The following is a 17,775-nucleotide window of genomic DNA, read 5'->3' on the forward strand; positions in this document are numbered from 1 at the left end:
CGAGCGCAGCGATGCATTCGCAAGTGGTTTCAGTCTAGCGGATGCTGTCAAGCACCCTCCCAGGACCCCCGCTCGGTGTGTTCTAGTCGCGGTCGCCGGTGTAGAACTCGCCGACGGGAACGTCCACCGCGACCGTGTTGCCGGCTTGCGCGAGCGGGCAGGCCCACATCGGGTCGTAGGCGCAGGACGGGTTGTATGCGAAATTGAAGTCGAGGATCAGGGTGTCGTCGCCGACCCCCGGTCCGAGGTCTGCACCCTTGATCGTGTCGAGCAGGTAGCGCCCGCCGCCGTAGGTACCGCCCGGGCGTCCGGCGAGACCGTCCTTGAGCGGCAGGAACAGGCCGCCGCCGTAGCTGCCCAGTCGCCACAGGTCGATCGGGCCGAGGTAGGGCAGCCGCACGATGCCGACCAGGTCGAACGGCACGGTGCCGTCCGTCCCGGTCTCGACCGCGATCCGGTGCGGCTCCGGCGCCCGGTGCACCTCGACCTCGAAACGCCAGTCCGGGTCGTACGGCGCGACCGTGAGCCCCGTGAACGCGGACCGATCGTCGGGCAGCAGGGGCGACGACGGATGCCCCGCGAACAGGTCGTCGCGCCCGCTCCGCCAGAGCTCGTGCCCCGCCGCAGGATTCTGCACGCTCAGCTGGCGCACGCCCGCATACAGTCCGGTCACGCGGCGGCGCCAGTCGGCGAGCTGCAGGGCGCCCAGCGTCGAACTCATGCCGACACCTCCGTCGGCGCAGAATCCCCGTCGGATTCGTCAGGGTCAGCGGATGCGGCGTCGACCGCGTCGATGCCCACGTCGAAACGCCAGGTCGGGGCCAGCCGCTTGAGCTGAAGCATCCGCCACTGCCACATCGCCCAGAACACCGGCCAGCTCGGCAGGGTGAGCGCGCCGGTGCGGAAGATGAGCTGGTCGCGGTAGAGCGTCTTGCCGGTGCCGGCCGGGTCTGCCGACACCGCCATCCGGTGGTCCCAGAGAGTCACGGCCTCGAGGGCGCCGGAGACGCCCCGGCCGGTGTCGCGCACGATGCGCACGCCGTCGCGCCGCTCGGTAGACATCTGCAGCCGGATCACCTGCTTGCCCATCGGCAGGAGGCCGAGCGCGCTCAGCTCGACAGGGTGCTCGCCGGGCTCCCAGATCGAGGGGAAGCCGTCGGCCTCGAGCGACTCCACGCTGATGAGGGGCGAACTCACCTCGCCGAAGACGGCGGGGCTCTGCAGGGCGCGCCACGCGGCATCCGGCGGGCAATCGAGGATTTCTTTCAGGAGAACACGCATGCCCCCAGTCTGTGGCGCTGGGGCATGCAGTACAACTGAGGAGTGGCAATTCGGTACTGGCTCGGGGTCGCGCAGCGCGATAACGTGCAGCGGGGCGTCGCCATGGGCTTCGCGCAGGCCGGCTACCGGCTGCGCACCACGCTCGAGGGCATGCGGGAGAGCGACGGGGTCGTGTACTACTCGCCGAAGACCGCCGTCGAGGGCGAGCTGCTGCGCGAGTTCACTGCGATCGGGTTCGTCGCCGAGGGGAACGCGTACGAATTCCGGAGCCCGGAGACGCCCTCCGGCACCTATGTGCCGTGGCGGCGGCGCATCGACTACGATACGGATGCCGTCAGCACGTCGATCCGCCCGCTCCTGAACGTGCTCGAGTTCACCCGGGAGGATCCCGACTGGGGCTATCAGCTCCGCCGGGGGCTGCTCGAGATCTCCCGGCACGACTACGACGTGATCCGGCGGCAGATGCGCCGCTTGTAGACGCCGGCACGGCATGTTCGCGGGTGCTCCCGCTCGCCCCAGCCGCGTTGATTAGACTCGCGGCTATGACTGGCGATCTCTGGTGGGTGCCCTCGGCCATACTTCTCGCGTTCGTGGTCCTCGGGGTGACCCTCGTCGTCGCATCCGCTCGTCGTCGTCGCCGCGACCGCGAACAGGCCGAAGCTGCGGTGGTCGCAGAACGCGCACGCGCCGCGGCGATCTCCCTGGTGCGGGCCGATGACCAGGTCGGCGCCGCGACCGACGAACTCGGGTTCGCGGTCGCCCAGTTCGGCGAGGCGGCGACCCGGGACTTCGCCGCGGCCCTCGAACTCTCCCGCCGCCAGCTGCGCGATGCCTTCGCCCTGCAGCAGAAGCTCGACGACAGTGTTCCGGACACCGAGTCCGAACGCCGACGCTGGACCGAGCAGATCATCGCGCTCGCCGCTGAGGCGACGACCCGCCTCGCCGAACAGGACCGCGCCTTCACCGCCCGCCGAGGCCGCGAGCGCGACGCCCCGCTCCTCCTCGAGCAGCTCACCCGGCGCGTGGATCGGGTGACCGATCGGGTCGCAGCGGGCGCGGCGAGTATCGACAGGCTCCGGCTCAGTTACGCCCCCACCGCGCTCGCCGCGTTCAGCGGCAACGTGGCCGAGGCCCGCACTGCCCTCGGGCAGGCGAAACAGGCCACGGATGCCGCCGCCGCTCATCTCGCGGCCGTCCCCGGCTACCCGATCGGCGATGAGCTCTCGGCAGCGGAGCTCGGGCTCTTCCACGCCGGCAAGCTCCTCGACGCGATCGAGACCGGAGAGGACCAGCTCCACATCGGCTATGCGACCCTCAGCGCCGCACTCGACTCCGCGGACGCCGAGATATCCGAGGCGCGCACCCTGCGCGACGGGCACGAGGAGTCCGTCGCGGCAGCCGACCTGAACCGGGTGATCACGGCCGCCGATGCGATCGTGGCCGAGTTGCGGCATCCGTCGCGGGTGAGCGACCCGGCCGCCGACCTCGCCCGGCTGCGCGAGGTGCTCGACGGGCTCGACGTCACCCGGTCGGAGGCTCGCAACCAGCAGCTGCGACTCGACAACGCGCGGGCCGCGCTCGCCGGCGCGCTTTTGGCCGCGCGCAGCCAGGGCACTGTGACCCGCGGCTTCATCTCGGCCAACCCCGGCCGGGTCGGTGCGGAGGCCCGCACCCGCCTCGCCGAATCCGAGCGGCTCGTCGCCCTCGCCGAGGCCGAGGCTGACCCCGTGACCGCGCTCGACGCCGCGCGCCGGGCGATGACCCTCGCAACGGATGCCGACGCCCTCGCCCGCTACGACGCTCGCTTCGCCCGCCCGACGGGTAGCCTTTTCCGGTGAGTGAATTCCTGCCCCAGCAGAAGTACCAGGTCCGCTTCGACGTCGGTCTCGCCGGGTTCCAGGCGCTCGCCGGGGACGCGGACGTGATCATCCTCGCGGATGCCCTGCCCACCGTCGGCGACACGGCACCGGCCACGCCCCTGGGCGGGCCCCGCGTGATCGTGGCCGACCTCGGCAACCCGGCGCGCGTCGCCGAGTGGGTGCTCGCGCGTCAGTCCGAGAAGGCCGACCGGTTCTCCGTCGCCGTGATCGCCGTCGGCGAGCAGCGCCGGGACGGTTCCCCGCGCCCGGCAGTCGAAGACTTCCTCCTGGCCGGGGAAGTGATCGACGAACTCGCCCGCCTCGGAATCGACCACTGCTCGCCGGAGGCTGCCGCCCCCTCCGCCGGGTTCCTCGGACTCCATCGCGCCCTCCGCCACCTCGTGAGCGCGTCCGAGACCGCCGTGGCCCTCGGCGCGGCCGGTCGGGGCGACGAGGTTCGCTCCGCCATCGACCTCGCCCGGCCGCACACGGCCACGGATGCCGCCCGGCAATCCGCCGAGATTCGCCGTGTCCGGGAATTCCGGTTTCCGGCCTGACGTTTCATCATCCGCAACCGCCTCGCACGACCCCGATCCACCGACCGAACCAGGAGCACCCCATGAAGGCAGTATTCAACGGCACCACGATCGCCGAAGCCCCCCAGTCCGACCTCGTCAAGATCGAGGGCAACTGGTATTTCCCGCCGGAGAGCGTCAAGCCCGGTTTCCTCGTGGAGAGCGCGACGCCGTACACCTGCCCGTGGAAGGGCGAATGCCAGTACTTCAGCCTCAAAGACGGCGATGCCCTCCTGCAGGACCGCGCCTGGAGCTACCCGACGCCGTACCCCGCATCGTTCGACCGGGTCGGCCAGGACTACAGCGGCTACGTCGCCTTCTGGAAGGAAATCTCCGTCACCGCATAGGGCAGACGCGCGCCTGCGGTGCGTGCGTCGAACGGGCGTGTGCCCGCACGAGGTACCCGACCGAGCGCACGGCGATACTGCCGATCACGAGGGTCACGGTGGCGAGGATGCCGGTTCCGGCGACCGCGGACACCCAGTCCCCCGACGCCCACAGGTTCACGGCCGACCCGGTCCCGGCACCCGGCGCTGCGGCACCTCCGATCCAGTGCAGGGCGTAGGTCCCGCTCGCCGCGGCCGTGAACGTGAACGCCCAGAAGCCGAGGTCGAACCCGAGCCGCCAATAGGCGGCGAGCATCATCACCTGCACGAGGATCAGCAGCACGAACGTCCCGAGCAGGACGGTCTCGAGGGTGTCGAGCCGGCCGCCGTTGGAGGCGAACCAGGCGTTCCCCGCGACCGCGGGCGGGGCGGAGAAGATCGCGAACGTCGGCAGCAGGCGGGCAGGAAGCGCGGGACGGAATGCCATCCTGCCGAGGATGAGCGCACCCAGCAGCACCCAGAACAGCAGCCCGACCCCGATACACGCGACGCTCAGCGTCGTCCAGCCGAACGTTCCCGCCGACTGCCCGGCGATGAAGGCGGCGGCGACCGTCGGAAGAAAGTACCCGGCATGGAGTGTGTCGATGTCGCGCATCCGGAGAGCCAGTTGCGCGACCGACCACGCCCCGAAGGCGAGCGCCACGACCAGGAACCCGACGACGACCCCCTGCACCAGCGCGACCAGGAGCCCGGCGGGCGATCCCTGCAGTGGCCCCGTAAGCGGATGCCCTGAACCGGAACCCGCGGACAGGGACACAGCGACATGGGTGCCCACCAGCATCCCGGTTGTGGGCGCGAGGGCGGCGAACGGTGCCTGCACCGGGTCGGCGAGGTCCCCCCGGATCGTCCCCCCGTTGTTCCGGCTGCGCACGAGGTAATTGGCGAGGACCGCAACCCAGGCGACGAGCGCGAACACCCACAGGGCCTCACCGATCCCAGCGGGCGTGCCGAGGACTCCCGCGGCCATCGTCCAGGTGCCGGCAAGGCCCGACAGCCCGAAGGGGATGCCGAAGCTCGTCAGCGGGGCCCGCCCGGTCCGCAGGACTCTCCGGAACGCGCGAGGGGAAGCCGGCATGATCGTTCCCCTCGGGCCGCTGTTGAACGGACAGTTGTCCTCTCAATAGAATACCGGAGTCGGAGTGACCTGCCGCAAGAGGGCAGCGCGGGGCCGTCAGGCGCGTGCGTTTCGGTCGTTCCGGCCCAGCGCCGGCGTGCCCAGGAGAGGTACGTGAGGGGGCTGACCGAACCGCATAATCCCGTTGAGTAAGGACACGCCCTTGTTCGGGGGGACAATTGGCTGACAGGATTTGCGATCGCGCGTAGTAAAAGTATCGGACCGACAGACATGGTGAGGCTCAGCGGCGGCGGCATGTACAGGCGGCGGATGGCGGAATCCGTGATCGACAAGCTGCTGCGCGAGCAGACCGGAACGCCGGTGCGTTCACCGTGGCACCGTTTCCGCGGGCGTTCCCCGCTCGGCAAACGCTGCGAGGGCTGGTACCTGGCCGCACTCGGCGAGATCGCTGTCGGGAAGAGCCTCGAGGCGCTCAGCTCCGACTGGACGATCTTCCACGCGCTTCCGATCGGCCTCGAAGGCTGGGATATCGACCACCTGATCGTCGGCCCCGGTGGTGTGATCACGGTCAACGCGAAACAGCACCGCTCGGCACGCATCCTCGTCGACAAGGCCGTGCTGACCGTCAACGGACGCACGGTGCCCTACTTGCGCCACGCCGAGTTCGAGGCGAACCATATCACCGACCTGATGAGCGACCGGCGCGCCCAGACCGCACCGGTCCGGCCGACCGTGGTCTTCGTCGGCGCCCGCGAGGTCAAGGTCAGGGCTCGCCCGCCCTTCGTCACGGTGCTCGGCGTCGACGACCTCGTCGGCTGGCTCGAGGCGCTCCCGGTCGTCCTCGACCAGAACGAGTGCGGCCGGCTCACCGGCCTGTTCGACAACCCGGCGATGTGGGCGAACGTGCCCGTCGAGACCGGCGACGACCTGATCGAACGCTTCCAGGCCCTCGACGCGGAGGTCCGCGCCGCCAGCCGACAGCGCCGCATTTACCTTCCGCTCGCGATCTTCATCGGCGGCGGCGCAGCCTTCTTCGGCATCATCGGGCTCGTGTCCGAGGCCATGGGCCTCTCCGGCTGACATTCCGGCGGCCGCGTAAGCCAGCGGGTGCCGTCGGCCGGGCCGTCCCTGTCGCCCCGGCTGCCCGATGCTGTCGGTGTCCGCCGGGATCGCAGGCAGGCCGAGCAGCACCCGCAGCTGGGCGTCGATGAGCGCCACCCAGGGGAGGCGTCCGGATTCTCGGCCGCCGCATCCGGGCTGTCGCCCTGGGTCCACCACTTCGCCTCGAAGGCGCCGGTGTCGAAGGGCACTCGCTGGCCGTTGCTGTATATCGTCGTGCCGGACCACTCCGGGAAGCTGCCGGCCGGGAGCGTCAGAGTTGGCACCGGCGTCTCACCGGATCGGCGTGCGCCAGGCATTCACCGCCCGTCGGGCAGGCGCCTGCTCCGGTCACGCCCGCTCCTGTCACGCCCGGCCGGTGGCCGGTCTCCCGGCCCGGCCTAGAGTCCGGCCGACGCCGCGGCGCGCCGCCGAGCCGCCGCAGTGATCTCCCGGCTCGTCCAGGTGACGAGGTGGTCACTGTTGAAGCCGCGCCCGCACAGCCCGCAGGCGAGGGCGCGCGTCGGCCTCCGGTACCGGTAGTGGATGTGGCCGGCCGGGCAGACGCCCACCCACGGGGCGAGCTCGTTGGCGATCTCGCCGTCGTGCGTGCGCTTGCCGTCGTAGCCCAGGTCGCGGGCGATGGACTTCCACTTCGGGCCGTGGCCGGCGCGCGGGCCGGCGAGCGCGTGCCCGACCTCGTGCAGCAGGATCTGGTGCACGTCGTCGTCCTCGTACCGGGAGGCGAGGTAACGCGAGATCGTGATGCGTTTCGCCGTGAAGTTGCACAGCCCGGCGCGTTTCTTGGCGTTGTCGAACGCGAAGGTCCAGCCGGCGTCGAGGTGCAGGTCGATGAGCGCTTCGGCCCAGCGCCGCACGCGGGTGAGGTCCGCCATCAGGGCGCCGCCGCAAATCCGGCGGGTTCATTCGCTCGCTGCGCCACCCGAATGCCTCGCGCCAGGGGCGTGGTCTGCTCCACTCGAACCGAGTAGAGCTTGTCGTCGCCGGCGGCTCGGATGCCGCGGCCGTCCGTGTTGTTCATCACAAACCACAGTGTGCCATCCGGGCCGGGCACCACGTCACGCAGCCGGCCGCAGGTGTTGACGAACCACGCGCTCGCCGCGCCTGTTGAGGAGTCGACCCGCCAGAGTCGTTCGCCCCGCAGTGCCGCGAGGAACAGAGTGTCCCCGACGATCGCGAGCCCGCTCGGACTGGCCTCGGGCGTGCGCCACTGCACGACCGGGTCGGTGTACCGCGGGTCGTGCGCGATGCCCTCGGCGTCCGGCCAGCCATAGTCGGCTCCCGGCGTGATCAGGTTGAGTTCGCCCCACGTCGACTGCCCGAACTCGCTCGCCCACAGCCGGCCGCGCGAATCCCAGGCGATGCCCTGCGGATTCCGGTGCCCATATGAGTAGACGAGCGTCCCGAACGGATTGTCCGGCGGCACGGCGCCGGTCGGCGTCATCCGGAGAATCTTCCCACCGAGCGACCCGAGGTCCTGCGCGGCCGCGGTGTTCCCGGCGTCGCCGGTCGTCGCATAGAGCATTCCGTCCGGCCCGAAGCGGATGCGCCCGCCATCGTGATTGCCTGCCCGCGGGATCCTCGAGAGCACCGGTTCGGGGCTCCCGAGCGTGAGGCTTCCGAGGGTGCCGGTGAGCGGCATCCGCACGATCTGGTTGGAGGTGGTGCCGGTGAAATACGCGTACACCCAGCCCCCGGGTCCCGCGCTGGGGGCCCCGACGGCCGCGGCCGGGTCGGCGAGGTAGGCGAGGCCGAGCAGCCCGCCCTCGCCGCGCGCGACGACACCGGGAACCGTGCCCGCGTCGCGGAGTCCGCCGGACAGCAGCTCACGCACGCGTGCGGTGCCCCGCTCACTGATCAGGGTGCCGCCGCCGGGCAGGCGAAGGATCGACCACGGCACCTCGAGGCCCGAGGCGAGGACGACGGGGTCCCCGACCGGCTCGACGGGCCCCACGCCCTCACCGGGGCCCTGGCCGGGTCCGGTGTTCGGGTCGCCCGGTTGCGCCCCGTGGTCAGGACTCGGCACACCGGTCGAACCCGGGGATGGCGTCGCGGGTGACGGCCCCGACGATGCGGATGCCGCTGCGGGCGTTTCTGGCGCGTCGGAGGTGCACGCCACCAGTACCGGGGCGATCAGCGTGATTACTGCGAGCACGGCCAGGTGCCGGACCACCCGGCCGGCATGGTGCGCCGAACGCCGGGCATGCCGCACTCCACGCGGCTGCGTCGGCGGGAGTGCGCACCCCTGTGCCGGCTCGTGCGGCGGCATCCACTCGTCCACTGCGACCTCCCGACTCCTCCTGCACCGGCCCGCTGCCGCGGGGCCTGCCCTACCGTGTGCCCGCGCATCCGGAACAGTGGGGGAACCGGCTACGCCCGTTCCCCCAGAATGCCCCCGTCCACCGACATCGACCACCGGGTTGCCGCAGCGTCCTCCGCGTGGTCCGTTCCCGCGACTGCCGTCGCGACTGTTTGCGCAGCCCGCTCCCACATCGGAGGGCGCGGCTTGCGGAAACCGGCGCGGGCGCGAGCACGCGCCAGGGGGGTTAGCGGCCCTGGCCCCGCTCGGCGATGATGGACTCGACGACTGCGACGGCGACGAGGGACCCTTCGAGCTGCTCGACGGATGCCCCGGCCTTCTCCCGCAGGAACACGGCGGCGGTGAGGTCGGTGAGGGCCCCCTCGAGGTCGCCCTGCTCGAACAGGACCTTCCCGCGGTTCTCCCGCGCGAACGCCGCAACCGCGCTCCACTCGTGCGTCTCGGCCTCGAGAACGCAGTGGGTGAGCTCGCTCCCGGCTTCATCGAGCTTGCCCTGGAACTGCATCACCTGGGCCCGGCGGATGCGGCTGGCCGCGAGTTCCTCCCGGGATCCGGTGAACCGGGCCTGGCGCAGGGCGGCGTTGGCCATGTCGAAGGCCTCGTCGAGGCGTCCGATCAGGCGCAGCAGCGCGATCTTCTCGTTGAGCGCGGACAGGCTGCGCAACTCGCCGAGTTCGTCGAGGCGCTGCCCGGCGGCGAGCAGGTCGACTTTTTCACGGAGAGTGACGGCGTCGTAACCAATGATGATGGGCAGGGTGTAGTCCAGAGGCAAGGGCGGCCGGGTGTGCCGCGGACGATCGGGTTCCCTAACAGGATATCCCGACCATGCCGCGGCGACACCCGTACGGGGGTGTGCCGGCGAACTTTCCGGCCCGGCCCCGGTCCGCTCGCCGCACTCCGCTAGTACCCCGTGTACGTGTCCTTGACGTAGGAGTCGACTCCCTCGGCCATGCACGCCTTCATCGACGCCTCGTAGCTGCTCCAGTTCGTCTTTGCGTCCGAGCCGTACATGCTGAGGTTCTCGCCGAACGATCCGACGACATTCATGAACGTTCCCACGTCACTCGTCACCGCCCCGATCGGCACCGCGCCGCTGTACCCCGTTTTCGCGGCGATCCGGGTCTGGAGGTCGGCCTTGGCGGCGTTGAAGATGTCCTCGGCCGTCGCGTTCGGGCCGAGCCCCGCGCCGGCGCCCAGCGTGGGTGTCGCGCTGTTCGAGGACGGCAGGGTGAGGATCTCGCCCTTGCCGTTCGCCCAGTCGTTGAGGCACTTCGTCGCGAGCATCGCGAGGTCGACCTGTGCTTGGATGACCGTTCCGGCCTTGTCGATCGCGTCGGCGACCGCACCACCGGCTCCCGCGGCCCTGAGGCCGGCTGCCGCGAGTTTCAGCCCGACGGCGGCGACCTTGGCGACCATCAACTGGGCGAGGGACACCCCCGTCGCGACGGTGATCACGGCGGCGAGCATGCGTTGGCTGATCGAACTGAACCAGTTGCCGACCTTCTCGCGGGTGCTGTAGCGGTGAATCTTGGCCTCGACGTAGCGGTCCCTGTCCATGATCACCCACGCGGTCTGGTCCCTCGACGCGTCGGCGTAGTCCCAGCCGTCGAAGCGGTTGCCTTCGATGTCCTCGGCCTGCAGCTGCACCGTGGTGCCGCGCGTGTACCGGTTGCCGGTCCCTCCCGGGCAGTTGCCGGGCGTGGTCGCCGACAGGTCCTTCCCGGAGATCGTGTAGCAGATGATCGTCAGGTCGAGGGTGTTCGGGCCGGAGACGTTGCCCTGGGCATCCACCACGCGTGTCGGGCCGGTGCCGTCGGTGCTTCCCCCCACCGAGTAGGTGTACTGCCCGGCAACGGTCACGGCGGTGGTCACGGTGCGGCCGGGGCGCGAATAGAGAGGCGGGCATCCGCCGTCGTCGACGACGATCTTCTTGGCGGTCTCCGGGTCGAGGGCGGATGCCTGGCCCGAATCGTCGATGACCCGAACGTTCAGCCCGATGGGCGCGCAGTACTCGAGGCGATAGCTGCCGCCGCCATAGACCTTGGCGCGACCTTCGAAGAAGCCCTGGGAGGTGCCGAACTCCGCCATTTCGTCCAGGCCCGAGGCGTTGACCATGCTCGTGATCGGCACGAGATTGGGGGACCCGGCGATGGCGGCAGGCAGCAGGTAGCCGGCCTGGCCCCGGGGCAGTTCGCCGGCGCGTTCGCAATAGCTCTCGTCGGCTGACAGGGGAGCGATCATGTAGGAGCCGCCCTGCGGAAGGTTCACGATGGGTGGCTTGCAGCTCGTGTTGTACCAGCCGGCGGTCAGCGTGATGGCGCTGTTGACCCGCGCGAGGTCGATCTCCGTTCCCCCGGATGTCCCCTGGTTGCCGTTCCAGACGACACCCTGTTGGGTGCTGCTGCTCCAGCGCACCGAGGCGGTGTTACCGGTGTAGCCGCGCCAGCCCATGATGGCGTATTCCGGTTCCGTCGTGGTCAGGTGCAGGCGTCCCGTGGCGACCATCGAGTCCGTGGTGGTGACCACGTGGTAGCCGCCGAGTGCGCTGTTGCTGGTCGTGGTCGTGGATGCGACGTCGCCGCACTGCGTGAGGGGGCCGTCGTGTGCCCACGAGGCGCCGGCGGGCTCGCCCGTGCGCGCGGCGAAGTAGTCGCGGATCGCTTTCGAGACGACGGTGACCGTCACGCACTTGACCATGCTGAACTGGGCTCCGACCTGGAACCTGTCAGCCCAGGGCACGGTGAGTTGTGTCGTCGCGGTGGTGGCACCGCTTTTGAGCAGCTGTCCGGTCGGAGCCGCCAGCAGCGTCGTCGGGGTGTTGTCGCGTGACGAGCCGCCGAGCCACGAACCGAACGTTGCGGTGGGCTTAGCGGTGGCCACGACGGTGATCTTCGTTCCGGGAACGTATCCGGCCTCGCCGCCGACGGTGCAGGCTCCAGACGAGGGCTTCAGGCCCCAGCTGGTGGACGGCCGATCGGCGGCTGTCACCGCGACGCTGCCGCCCTCGGTGACGGGGAGGTCGACCACCGTGCAGGCCTTGACGCGGAACGTGGCGGCGACCGCGCGATCGGCGGTCATCGCCACCTGGGCGGAGTACGGGCCGGTGAGGGTCGCTCCGGTGAGGGCGTCGAGCTCCAATTCGGATTGGGTGTGTTCTTCGGAGAGGTTGGCGGGAACGAGCGTCAGGTCCACGATGGTGCCCGCTGCGTAGCGGGAGAAGCCGGCCTTCTGGTCGGCCAGCTCCTGCGCGGTGGACCCGTACGGACTGGCGCAGTTCGGCCGGGTATTCGCGCGCGCCCAGCCTTGCGCGTAGGGGTCGAGCAGGCCCCAGTCCACCGTGGGGGTCAGCTTCAGGGTGAAGCAGGTCGGCGCGTAGTGCTCGGTGTAGCCGACGCGGATGAATCCGGTCACGACGAACAGGAAGGACCGTCCCTGCGAAAGACGCATCGAGCCGTCGATCGTCCAGCTGTCGACGGCGTAGTCGGAATGTGCGTATGCCGTGGCGCGCAGCAGGCTGCCGGTGACGACGCCGAGCTTGTCGTCACCGCAGCGCACGGAGTCGCCGTAGTCGATGGTTCCGAAGACGATCGGGTATGCGCACAGCCTGGCGTCGGCCGTTCCGCTCACGACGGCGCCGGGGGCGTCGTCTCGAGAGACGAAGGTGACTCTGTACTCGGTGCTGACGGGGGCGAACTGGGCGGTCGTCACCGGGGTGAGCGTGCAGCTGCCCGCGAGCGCGGGCCCGTTGCATCCGACGCCGGGGAGGTCGAAGTACACCCGGCCGACGGCGGCGGCACCGGTCGTCGTCGTGGTCCAGCTGGCGGTGATCGGGTCGCCGTATACCCACTCGTCGGGGGTCGGGGAGAACGTCACCGCGAGGTCCGTGCCCCGGGCTGACGCGGTGAATTGCGTCACGCTGTGCGACGCTTCGTTGTCGGCGTCGCCGTCGTAGTGCGCGTACAGGGTGTTCTCGCCCATCCGCACGGATGCCCCGGGCAGGGTGCATGCGCCGGTCCCGTCTGCGGCGCAGAGGGTGTCGTTCGAACCGGTGAGGATGATCGTGCCGGTGGGCGCAGGGCTGGTCTGGGAGCCGGCCTGCAGCACCCGGGCGGAGACCGGGAGGGCGTCGCCCGCGCGAGCCCCGTCCGGGACGACCACCGCGACGCTCGTGGCGCGTTTGTCCACGGTGGCCGTCAGGTCCGCGGTCGCGGCGCTCGTGTCGACACCGTCACCCGGTGTGGACGCGGACAGGGTGAGGGACCCTGCGTGCAGGGTGGGGACCGCGACCGTGCCGCGGAAGAACCCGGTGGCGCCGCTGCGGGTCAGGCTCAGGGGGTAGTCGGTGCCCAGCACGGTGACCGTGGCCGGCACCGAACGGGAGGACCCCGTCAGGGTGCCGCTCGGCTCGGCCGTGACCGTGACCGTGAGGCTGTCGCCGACCGTGACCGGCTGAACGGCCAGGGACAGGTCGGTCGTGGGCGCGCTGACCGCGAGGTCGAGGACCGGGCTCGACGTGGAGGCCCGCAACGGCCCGTACTCGACGCTCGCGTGCACGGCCAGGGTGCCTCCGCGGAGGTTGGCGACGGTCACCGTTCCGCTCAGTCCCTCAGGGGACCCGAACAGTTGCGTGGTGCCGATGGCCGTGCCGGTGGCGTCCAGGAGATCCGCTCGTGTGCCGGCGGCGAGTCCCGTCGACGAGAAGGAGAGCCAGGCGGCCGTGATGGTCAGCTCGACGGACGCGCCGGCGACGAGCGCTGCGCCGGGGTCGGTCCGGGAGACCGTGAGCTGGGGGACGGGAACCGGCTGCACGGTCGTGACGGCAGGGTCCGAAGCGGCAGGCGCCAGTTCGCTCGCCGCGGTGAAGGTGACCACCGCACGGATGCCGTGGGCCCCGGCGACGAGCAGGGTGGGGGCCGCGGTGCCGTGGCCTGCCGTGTCGAGGGTGATCGTGCCGAGGTCGCTGACCGTCGCATCCGGGGCCGTCGCCGTGAGGTTCACCTGGGTCACGAGGTCGAGCGGAACGCCGCTGAGGTCGACCGTCACCGGGAAGGCGGTGCCGAGCGGCGCCGAGGCGGGGGCGCCGACGGTGACCGAGGGGGTGTAGTTCCGCAGCGCGGAGACCGGCACCACGTCGGTGCGCGTGGCATAGAGGCCGTCGCCGGTGTACTCGGCGCGGAGCACGGGGTGCGCACCGGGTGCGGACAGCCGCAGGGTGACCGAGCCGTCTGCCAGGTTGCCCGTGGCGAGGATGCCGCCGGAGGCATCCAGGATGCGGATGCCGCCGGTCGGCACGGCGCGGTTCGGTGCCGCCGCATAGCTGAGGGTGAGGGTGCGGTCGCTCGGGGTGAGGTCGCCCGTCCAGACGGCGACGGGGGTCGAGGCGATTGCCAACGCGACCGTCAGCGCATCGGTCGCGTTCGACGGCTCGTACTGAGACGTCGTGTCGAAGTAGGAGGCCTGCACGGCGGCAGTGCTCGCCTGGGTCGGAGTGAACTTGTAGCGCGCCGTGCCGTCGGCGGCGAGGTCTACTCGTGCAGAGGAGCGGTCGGGCAGGGTGAAGGTCACGGCACCGGGCAGGGTCGTCTCGCCGGCGGCTGCCGTCGTCGTGGCGACGAGGGTGACGGGGGTGCCGATCTCCACCGTGTCGACCGTCGCGGCGCCGGCCGAGATGGTGAGCGTGGTGCTCGTGAGGCCGGCGCCGATCGAGACGGTCTGGCCGGCGGATGTGGCCGGGGCGTGGTCCGCGTCGCCGACCACGGTCGCCGCCAGCGTGTAGCTGCCGATCGGCAGGAGTCCCGTGAGAACCACGCTTCCGGTGCCGTGCTGGTCGGTGACGGTGACGCTGCCGGTGGCCACGAGGGCGGAGGTGCGGGTGTTGCGCACCTCGACCGTGCGCGGTCCGTCCAGGTCCGAGGTGACGTCGACGGTCATCGCGTGGGCGCTTCCGCGCGGCACCAGGGTCGGTGAGGAGGCCGGCTGCAGGGCGGCGGAGACGCTCGTTCGGGCCGGGGCGATGGTGATCGTCGACGTGGTCTCGGAGGCCTCGAATCCGGTGGCCGGAACGAAGGCGAAGCGCAGGTCGGTGCTTCCCGCGTGGAGGGCGGTTGTGGGGATGCTGAGCGTCTGGGTCAGCTTGGACGACTCGGTGAGCAGGGTCTGGCCCGCCCAGACCTGGATCGTCCCCTTCACCACGGTGCCGTAGTCGGCGTTCGGCGCCGTCACGACGGCGGAGGCGTTGATCACCGTACCGAGGGTGAATGGCGGGTTGTAGACGGTGGCGACGATCTGGGTCGGGTCAGGGACGATGACCGCGCCGACCTGGTAGTGGCCGGAGCTGGGCTTGAACAGGGCGGATCCCGCGTAGTCGGCGGTGATGTACGGATCGGAAAGGAGGGTGACCTGCTTCTCCGCCGAGCCGTCCACGAGGGTGAGGGTCTCGGTGGTCCCGTCGATCGTGACGTCGACGGTTCCGTCCGGCTTCATCGACGTGGCGTAGGTCGGGGCGACCGTCACGGTCACGGTCGCCGGTCCGTTCACCGCGGCGGCGGCATCCGTGCTGATGGTGACCTCGGTGTCGGCGAGGAACGACCAGATGCGCACGTTCGAGGTGCCGGCGGCGACGGCGGTGCCGGCCGGTTCGAAGCTGAAGCTGAGCGGATGCGAGCCCGGATCGAGCGGAGCCATGCCGCTCAGGGAGGCGCGGGCGACGTGCGGGTCGCCGGGCGCGAGGGCCAGGGCGACCCGGGCGCCGAGGGGGACGGCGCCGTCGAGGAACTGCACGGTGCCCATCGGGTCGCCGTCCGGAACGGTGACCTCGGCCGAGAGGATGGGTGTCGCACCGAAGCCGTCGAATCCGATGCTGAGCACGGGCTCGATCAGTGCGGGCGCGACCGCCGTCGACGGGGTGACGCCCGCCGCCTGGGCGGGTGCCGCAACGGTGACGGCCGGAACGACGCCGGCGACGAGGGCGACGACCACGAGCATGGCGACCCGCCCGCCGGCGGCGGTCAGGGGCAGGGTGCGCTGCCACGGGCGGCGCGGCGCGCTCGTGCCCGCGGTCGTTGCGGCGGATGCGCTGGGCACGGCCGCGACGATGACGGCGAGGGCCATCCCGGTGAGGGCGAGGAGTGCCGCGAGGATCGCCGCGAGCACGAGCAGCCCGGTGGCGCTGGTGCCGTCGCCGTCGATCGCGCGTGATGCAGCGGTGCCGGCCCAGGTGAGGCCGGCGGACACACCGGCGCCCACGACGACGAAGAGAAGCAGGGGGACCAGGCGCTGGCGCAGGCCGATGATCGCGATGCGGACAAGTGCTCGGAGGGAGCGGGGAGCGTCGAGCGTGGCCGCGAGCAGGGCGGGCAGGAGGAGGAGCAGGGCCAGCGTCGGAACGGACGGGACGGCGGCCACGAGGGCGATGCGGGTGCCGCGAGTGAATCGCGTCCCCTCGGGCTCGCGCACGCGGGCGTTCCGCACGAACAGGACAACGGCCACGATCAGGGCCGCAGCGCTCGCGGGAAGCGTCAGGATCGTGGCGAGCACCAGGGCGACGAGCGTCAGCAGCAGGGCGAGCGCGAGCCGGGGAAAGGTGCGCGCCGCGCCGAGCAGGGAGCGGCCGACCCGGGGCGCGCTCGCGCGAACGCCCTGGGGGAGGTGGGCCCGGCGGTGCAGGACCCCGACCGCGACGATTCCGAAGACCAGGAGCGCGGCACTGACGACGGTGATGAGCGTGGTGACGATCGTGGCCCAGACGAGTGCGCCGTCGGCCGTTTCGGCCAGCCGACCGCCGACGAAGGTGCCACCGAGAAGGAGGAAGACCATCAGCACGAGGGGGCCGGCGGCCACGGAGGCGGCGGCAACGCCCGCAGTGCGCAGCAGCATCATCGGCGACACGCTGCGGCGTAGTCGCTCGGAAAAGGACACACGTTCGAACTCGACAGCAGACATCGCTTGGACCCCCGGAGATCAGCGCGCTACCGTGCACGACAGTGTCTCGGAGCCTAGTGGTTTTTTCCAGCCTCGATCGGGTTTTTTATTGCAACGATTTGTCTTCGTCGCCGGGGGCCCCTTCGCGGGGCCGCAACGTCACCAAACGTTCATGTTCTGCTCCGGCTCAGTTGCCGATCTGGAACACCGTGCGGCCGGGCAGCGGGGACGGCGTCGCCGTCGCATCCGTGGTCACGAGTGCGGTCGCCATGAACTGGCGCAGCTCCGCGCCCTCGACGACTTTGGCCGGGTGCGGGCCGCCGGCGAGCAGCCGCGGCACCCAGGTCAGGTCGACCGGCGAGAGCGTCGCGACGAGCACGATGTTGCCGAACCGGCGCCCCTTGAGCACCTGGGTCTCGGCGAGGCCGATCACGTGCGGGAACACCGCGGAGAGCGTCGCCGCCTGCGCGCGCGCGAAGGCGAGCCCCGGCCCGTCGGCGACGTTCACGACGAGCACCCCGCGCGGGCTCAGCAGCGGCCGGGCGAGCTCGTAGAATTCGCGGCTCGTCACGTGGGCGGGGGTGCGCGCCCCCGAGAAGATGTCGACGACGACGAGGTCGGTCGTGCCGTGCAGCCCGGCGGGCAGCTTGGCGAGCACCTCGCGGGCGTCGCCGTGCCGCACCCGCAGGTTCGCGCGCTTGTCCCAGGGCAGCTCGGCCCGCACGAAGTCGATCAGGTCGCTCTCGATCTCGACGACCTGCTGCCGCGAGCCGGGCCGCGTCGCCTCGACGTACCGGGGGAGGGTGAGCGCACCCGCGCCGAGGTGCACGGCCGTGATGGCTTCGCCCACGTCCCCGAGCAGGTCGATGACGTGCCCGATCCGCTGCACGTACTCGAAGAACAACTCACCGGGGTTGTCGATGTTCACGTGCGACTGCGGCGTGCCGTCGACGATGAGCTCGAAGCTCCCCGGAACGAACCGGTCCGGCTGTATTTCCGCGGTCATCCCGCTCAGCTTCAACGTGACCGACGGATGCTGCACTTCTGACCTGCTCATCCCCCCAGTCTCCCCCACGCACCCCCACCACCACTCCGCGAGAGTACGAAATAGGCCCCTTCAGCGGCGCCGAAAGGGCCATTTCTCCGCTCTCGCGGAAGGTGGGCGGCGGGGCGGGGGGAGCGGATGCGGCGGGTTATACCTGAGAAAATGGTGAAGGTCAAGATTGGGGTGGACATAGGG

General features: G+C 70.8%; 13 protein-coding genes. 5 read left to right on the plus strand and 8 right to left on the minus strand.

Features of this window, described 5'->3' with window-relative positions; genetic code table 11:
- Positions 1-82 precede the first annotated feature (82 nt).
- On the minus strand, positions 83-721 hold the full coding sequence (locus tag E3O50_RS08170; RefSeq protein ID WP_134560823.1) for a DUF1684 domain-containing protein: 639 nt from the start codon (positions 719-721) through the stop codon (positions 83-85).
- Positions 718-1,281 (minus strand): hypothetical protein, encoded by a 564-nt coding sequence (locus E3O50_RS08175; protein ID WP_174774667.1) that lies wholly within the window; start codon positions 1,279-1,281, stop codon positions 718-720. Before E3O50_RS08175 ends, E3O50_RS08170 begins: the two co-directional genes overlap by 4 nt.
- 42 nt (positions 1,282-1,323) lie before the next feature.
- On the opposite strand from E3O50_RS08175, the gene E3O50_RS08180 reads away from it, so the two are divergent.
- The 4 genes from E3O50_RS08180 to E3O50_RS08195 all read left to right on the plus strand — a co-directional run bounded on the left by E3O50_RS08180 (position 1,324) and on the right by E3O50_RS08195 (position 4,062).
- Positions 1,324-1,758 carry an EVE domain-containing protein gene (locus tag E3O50_RS08180; RefSeq protein WP_241975554.1) on the plus strand — a complete coding sequence of 145 codons (435 nt, stop codon included), beginning with the start codon at positions 1,324-1,326 and terminating at the stop codon, positions 1,756-1,758.
- A gap of 65 nt (positions 1,759-1,823) precedes the next feature.
- Complete coding sequence (locus tag E3O50_RS08185; RefSeq protein WP_134560824.1) at positions 1,824-3,119, plus strand: hypothetical protein; 1,296 nt, start codon at positions 1,824-1,826, stop codon at positions 3,117-3,119.
- Positions 3,116-3,697 (plus strand): hypothetical protein, encoded by a 582-nt coding sequence (locus E3O50_RS08190; protein ID WP_134449714.1) that lies wholly within the window; start codon positions 3,116-3,118, stop codon positions 3,695-3,697. The genes E3O50_RS08185 and E3O50_RS08190 overlap by 4 nt, the downstream gene beginning before the upstream one ends.
- A 62-nt stretch (positions 3,698-3,759) precedes the next feature.
- Positions 3,760-4,062, plus strand: coding sequence for a DUF427 domain-containing protein (locus E3O50_RS08195; RefSeq protein ID WP_134560825.1), 303 nt, complete (start codon positions 3,760-3,762; stop codon positions 4,060-4,062).
- Here E3O50_RS08195 and E3O50_RS08200 read toward each other — a convergent pair.
- Positions 4,052-5,176: a C4-dicarboxylate transporter gene (locus E3O50_RS08200; protein ID WP_134560826.1), complete on the minus strand. Its 1,125-nt coding sequence runs from the start codon at positions 5,174-5,176 to the stop codon at positions 4,052-4,054. The genes E3O50_RS08195 and E3O50_RS08200 overlap by 11 nt on opposite strands.
- A 270-nt stretch (positions 5,177-5,446) precedes the next feature.
- On the opposite strand from E3O50_RS08200, the gene E3O50_RS08205 reads away from it, so the two are divergent.
- The gene (locus E3O50_RS08205) at positions 5,447-6,256 is read left to right on the plus strand and encodes a nuclease-related domain-containing protein (protein WP_134449711.1); all 810 of its coding nucleotides are present in this window, start codon (positions 5,447-5,449) and stop codon (positions 6,254-6,256) included.
- Between the two features lie 419 nt (positions 6,257-6,675).
- Here E3O50_RS08205 and E3O50_RS08215 read toward each other — a convergent pair whose 3' ends face one another.
- The 5 genes from E3O50_RS08215 to E3O50_RS08235 form a co-directional block, all read right to left on the minus strand.
- Positions 6,676-7,170: a SprT-like domain-containing protein gene (locus E3O50_RS08215; RefSeq protein WP_134449709.1), complete on the minus strand. Its 495-nt coding sequence runs from the start codon at positions 7,168-7,170 to the stop codon at positions 6,676-6,678.
- Positions 7,170-8,468, minus strand: a complete 1,299-nt coding sequence (locus E3O50_RS08220) for a PQQ-dependent sugar dehydrogenase (RefSeq protein ID WP_241975555.1) — start codon at positions 8,466-8,468, stop codon at positions 7,170-7,172. Before E3O50_RS08220 ends, E3O50_RS08215 begins: the two co-directional genes overlap by 1 nt.
- Positions 8,469-8,841: 373 nt before the next feature.
- On the minus strand, positions 8,842-9,387 hold the full coding sequence (locus tag E3O50_RS08225) for a hypothetical protein (RefSeq protein ID WP_241975556.1): 546 nt from the start codon (positions 9,385-9,387) through the stop codon (positions 8,842-8,844).
- 128 nt (positions 9,388-9,515) lie between these two features.
- Positions 9,516-16,493 (minus strand): hypothetical protein, encoded by a 6,978-nt coding sequence (locus E3O50_RS08230; RefSeq protein WP_134560827.1) that lies wholly within the window; start codon positions 16,491-16,493, stop codon positions 9,516-9,518.
- 229 nt (positions 16,494-16,722) lie between these two features.
- A complete protein-coding gene (locus tag E3O50_RS08235; protein WP_134560828.1) occupies positions 16,723-17,592 on the minus strand; it encodes a fused MFS/spermidine synthase in 870 nt (289 codons plus the stop codon).
- Positions 17,593-17,775 lie beyond the last annotated feature (183 nt).

This window comes from Cryobacterium sp. MDB1-18-1 (assembly GCF_004402735.1).
Taxonomy (GTDB): Bacteria; Actinomycetota; Actinomycetes; order Actinomycetales; family Microbacteriaceae; genus Cryobacterium; species Cryobacterium glucosi.